4 protein-coding genes are annotated in these 4,970 nt (G+C 60.9%); 1 reads left to right on the forward strand and 3 read right to left on the reverse strand.

Annotated features, from left to right (window positions below; translation table 11 throughout):
* Positions 1–96: 96 nt before the first annotated feature.
* Positions 97–1,149: a hypothetical protein gene (locus tag EOA86_RS22100; RefSeq protein ID WP_128343570.1), complete on the reverse strand. Its 1,053-nt coding sequence runs from the start codon at positions 1,147–1,149 to the stop codon at positions 97–99.
* A gap of 4 nt (positions 1,150–1,153) precedes the next feature.
* Entirely contained in the window at positions 1,154–1,786 is a 633-nt protein-coding gene (locus tag EOA86_RS22105; protein ID WP_128343571.1) for a hypothetical protein, read from the reverse strand.
* Between the two features lie 617 nt (positions 1,787–2,403).
* Here EOA86_RS22105 and EOA86_RS22110 point away from each other — a divergent pair.
* Positions 2,404–3,450 (forward strand): hypothetical protein, encoded by a 1,047-nt coding sequence (locus EOA86_RS22110; RefSeq protein ID WP_128343572.1) that lies wholly within the window; start codon positions 2,404–2,406, stop codon positions 3,448–3,450.
* Positions 3,451–3,479: 29 nt separating this feature from the next.
* On the opposite strand, the gene EOA86_RS22115 is transcribed toward EOA86_RS22110, so the two are convergent.
* On the reverse strand, positions 3,480–4,970 hold a 1,491-nt coding region (locus tag EOA86_RS22115), incomplete at its 5' end, for a S8 family peptidase (RefSeq protein WP_164891901.1).

The following is a 4,970-nucleotide window of genomic DNA, read 5'->3' on the forward strand; positions in this document are numbered from 1 at the left end:
CCTCCTTCAGGGATTGAAGCATTATGTTCTCTATTTGTTCCAAGACCCCGGGAGAGTCAAGCCGCTTCGGTCAGCGGAGCAAGATGGTGGTCCGCCTCATCCGCCCGGCGGCGTTACGCGTATCTTCGCCACGTCGAGTAGACGGGCGAGGGCCCGCTGGAGGGTAACCAGCTGCTTGGTTTGAAAATCTAAAATGAGCGCCGGAAGTCGGAGGTTGATCTTGTCGTCGCGGCTGTAGAAGAGTGTTCGGTTCTTAAAACGATCGAGCCGCCCGTCCGTGCGGTCAGGTATCAGGACGAACTTCTCGATCGCGCGGCCGTCCTGCAAGACCTTGTAGACCTTAGGCATGTCGTCCAGCAGCCCGTCATGGATGACGAGATTACGCACCAGTTCGATCTCGGTCACAGGTTCGCCCGGCTCGAACAGGGTGCCCGCCGCTTCGCCCCAGCCGGTGCGGCGACGATCGCCGAACAGAATGTTCGAGGAGGACAGCTTCGGATACGTGGAAAAATCCGCGCGCAGATGCTCGATCTCGTGAACCAGCTTCGTCGTGTAGTCGAGCAGGCTGTGCAGGCGGATGTAGATCACGTTGAGAGTCGCAGTGAGACTGGTTACCACGGGCGACGTGACCCAGCGTACGCCGTCCGGCTCGGCGATGGGTGGATAGAAGAGCTCGTCGAGGTTCAAGGAGCGATAGAACTCGCCGACGAGGAAACAGACCTCCTTGGTGCACTCCTGAATACCGGCGACGAGCTTTCGACAATCGTAGAGATAGAGGAGCCGACTGAGGTCGGGCAGTTGCCGATGCTGCACGAGCGCTTGCTCGAAGGCGTCGCGCGAGAGCGTCGATTCCGAGTTCAGGCCGGCCTCCCAGATGAACGGAGGCACGTGCGGCAGACGCTTGTGATAGGCGTCGATGTCGCCGAACAGAGCGGCAGCGAAGGCATCGTGGAGACGCACGCATTCCGCCTCGATGTCGTAGAGACGATCGCCATGGAGCGGCCGCCATGCGCCTTGCGGGTCGCGAACGTAAGCCGGTTCGCCGGCCGGCGGGCCGTCGTGCTGGGGCACGCCCCGCAGCGTCAGAAACAGCGGCTCTTGCGTTTCCGGCGAGTTCGACGGCGTCGCTTCTTCGGAATCGTCCGCCATCCGCCTATCGCTCGCGCGGCACATAGTTGTCGTCAGGATAGGGAAGCCTGGCGTTCACATTACGAAGCAGCGCCAGATAGGCGCGCACCGCACCCTGGAATTCGAGGCCGTCGCCGATCGGCCGGTCCTTGAAAGCATGGATCGCATTACGGCGCTGCTGGACTAGCTCGACAAGCGCATCGCCATCCGCGCTAAGCAAGCCTTGCGTCTTGCAATAGACGCGCAGCTTCTCGAGCCCGAGACCGTCCGGCGAATGGGCCGCCTGCTTGCTGTGATCGAAGGCCTTCACCTTCTTGAGATTGTCGATGTCGGCCTTGTAGGTCTCGTACCAGACCGACAGCAGCGTCTTGATCGAGCCTTCCATCAAGCTGCCGAGATTGGCCCAGGCCAGGATCAGTTCCGCCGGGCTGAGCGCATTGGCCGGCTCGCGAATCCACAGCCGCAGCGATCCTGACAGGGACACTTGCCAGTCGAGCCGCGATTTTCCCAGGAGGCCGGCCGCCGCGACCGGCGCCCATCCGTCGCTCTTTGCCCAGAACTTGGCGATGCCTTTGTTCAACGACTCGATGCGGTCGATCACTTCCGTGATCGCCATCTGGTCGATCGTCTTGGGGGTGAGTGCTTTCAGGGAGCTCATCGGTTTTCGCCATCATAAAGAAGCGCTTCCCGCATCACCTTGCCTGCTCAATCGCCCCACAGCATCCGGCGGGCAGATTACGGCGCGATTGCTCGAGGCCCCAAACTCGCAGCCGAGCGAAAGACACCTGCCCAGGAATCTCATATATCTTTCTACGGCCGATGAGGAGGAGACACGCCTCGAACTTGGCACCTGGATAGAGTAAGCGGCCGCAGGACGAGGCTATGGCGGCGCCAGCCCGTCCGAGGGGTCACCGGGGCCCGGATCGGCGCGTAGCCGCCGACGAAGGAAAATCCGACCGCAGGAACGCCCTGAGGCGCGATTCGAACCGCAGCGGCGAGACGGGCTAAGAAGACAGGCGCAGGAGCGTCAGCGTAGGCCGCCGAAGGCGGGACTGTCCCTGGCGAGCGGCACACATCAGCGCACGAGGATGCGGCCCACCCGAGCTGGCGGCTCGGACGGGTCGGTCATGTGGTGTGAGTGACCAAGTCTTACGTGAATGCCGCTTCTGCTCGCAATCGCCTAGAGTCCGTTCGGTGAAGGCCCATGCGCCCAAAAACCCACACGAATTGTGACGTTGCTTTTGAGTTCGGCGGCAGCCCGGTTAGTCTAATCGCATGATCGAGAACCGACCGGCCTCACTACTCGCTGACGCACCATACGGCATTCTTCCGAAGTTGCCGTTTGCGCTCGATTGGTCTGCAATTCCGGAATTAATCCGGGTGGCGACGCTCGATCTCGGGGGCGTTCAACCGATAACGAAAGCCATGGCCGAAGCCGCGGGCGGCGCTTTGCACGACAAGCCCAGCGATGGAGAGGTCGAGCTGTTCCGTAAACGTGGCACAAACTTTCAGATGATTTCCATCGTATTGAGCTGTGTTGCCGCGGGCGAAGTCGATGGTGTCTTGCAGGTGCGCCCATTTGCTATGAGTCTGATTCCTGCTTCGAAGCGGGAGCAAGTCACCACCCAGACAATCGATCTCGTAGCCAAGCTTGATGTAAGCGCGTGGCTGGCGACGGGACCGATGTACGCAGGCTACGATCCCTTTTCGGGAGCATGGTCGCTCTATGGGAATTTGCCAGGCTATCTGGACGGCGAAAGAAAGGGATATCTCGACGAGATTGGCATTGTGATCGATCAGTTCTTCCTGGCGACAGAGCTGGCCGAAAACGATGAAATCATGACGATGGACCTTAAGATGCCTTCCGAGCAGATGAAGGCCCGTTACGAGAAGCATCGCCGAAAACTGTTCTTCACGCCATTCAAACAGGTCGAAGCACGGCGCGTTTGGGGCGCAGAAACGCCCATCGAATTGTTCGTCATCCAGGCACTGGCGAAGGAGAAGCTGTTTCCCGCGTGCCAGATGCTCATTATGGACGACGGGGCAACATTTCCCTCATTGTACCATCTCTGGAACGACGTTGAGTTCCGCCATAGCGAAGGTCTGGTGACCGAGGCGGACCTGTTCTTCGCGGATGAACGCATCGCTGTGTTTTGCGATGGAGGACACCATGCGCGGGCCAAGCAAAAGGCAAAGGACACTGTCATTACCGAGAAGCTCGCAGCACTCGGTATCCGCACTGTTCGCATTCCCGGTGATGAAATTAGGGAAGACTTGCCCAACGCCATTTGCCGCGTGAAGGAAGTTCTCGCCCAAAAATAGGCTGCGCCAGAATCAACCTGCCCCACCGATCAGGTGGTCACCGGAATCTCAACGACTGGCCGTAAGGCTTCGAGCTGGCGTGCGTACTTGCGGACGATCTTGTCGTAGAGATCGTCCAGGTGCTTGGCGTGGACGCTGATAACAAGCGCATAGGGCAGCTCCTCTTTCGGCGCGAAGTTGCGGCCGCCAAGACGCGCATTGTAGTGAATGTCGAGTACGGGGTTCCGCAAGGTCTTGCCCATGAATGTTACGCTTGTGTGTAGGCAGTTCTCCCATTTCCAGGCGTCGCGCCGCAGCTCGTCCTCCATCAAGCTGCTTTGCGTCTTGCCGAAGAAGCTCTTGCTGTCGGCGTGAACCTGACTGGGATCCTTGCGCTTCTGATCATGCGGGCGGAAGGTCGGCTCAAGCCCGGCGCGCGTGTAATTGCCGGGGTGATGCGGATCGACTCCAGTCGGGTAGCAGAGGGTTGCCGTGATCGTGACCTTGCCCGGAATGACGCCGGAAGGCACTGGAATCGGGGCGCGGATATAGCGGGTCGGCGCAATGCTGCCCTGGTAAACCACGCGCACGGTGTCGTCGTCGCACAGCACGATTTCCTGCACGGAACGCGCGACGCGGCCGCGGCCGACGTCTTCGCACGGAGAATCCGATGTCTCGGCCGTGTGAATCAGCAAGGCCCGGATGGCCAGCATGCTCAGGCTGTCGCCGAAATGCGCGCGCACGCCTGCGCCCAGACGAAGCACTGACGGCGCGGAGAAGGATGTGCCTTCGGTCGCTTCGAAGGCCGCTGCGGGCGTTTCGCTGACCACGATGAAGGGGCGTTGCAGGCAGCCGCCGAACTCGACGAAGTCAGGTTTGACAACACCGGGGCTGCGGCCCGGACCGACAGAGCTGTAGATACAGCGCTGCCAGTGCTCTTCCGGGCTGTCGCAAGAGCCGACGGCAAGAGCATTCACACAATCGGCCGGGACCTGGATGCGGTTGAAGCCTCCCTTCGCCGGTCCATCGCCGTCGTTGCCGACAGCGATCGTGGCCAGGGTCGTTCCGCGTGACAGCCGGTCGTCGAGCACTGCGGTCCAGGCATGAACGTCGTCGTCCTCGATCGGAAGGCGCGGGCCGATGCTGAAGTTGACGAACTGATATTGCTTTTCGACGAGCACCTGGTCGATGCGCGCCAGCACCTCGTAGAGCTCGTGCGGGTTCTGGCCAGGCGCCGTATCGAGGACGCGATAATGATCGACGGGCGCATAGGGCCGGGCGACCGGCTTGGCAGGATCGATATGTCCGAACAGGAACGCCGAGGTCACGCCGACGCCGTGTTTCTGGAAGTCGCCGATGGTCTTGCCGATGCCGGGCGGCTCGATGGACTTTACCCATTTGCCGATGGGATGGTTCTTCGGCACGCCGCCATCGAAGATCGCCACGCGGATATTGGGATCGACGGGACCGGCTGCGGGCAGCGCGATATTCTCCATCGCGACGCGGGACGAGCGAAAAGTCGGCCGCAACATGCGCAGAGA

Source organism: Mesorhizobium sp. M5C.F.Ca.IN.020.32.2.1, from assembly GCF_004023105.1.
GTDB lineage: Bacteria > Pseudomonadota > Alphaproteobacteria > Rhizobiales > Rhizobiaceae > Mesorhizobium > Mesorhizobium wenxiniae.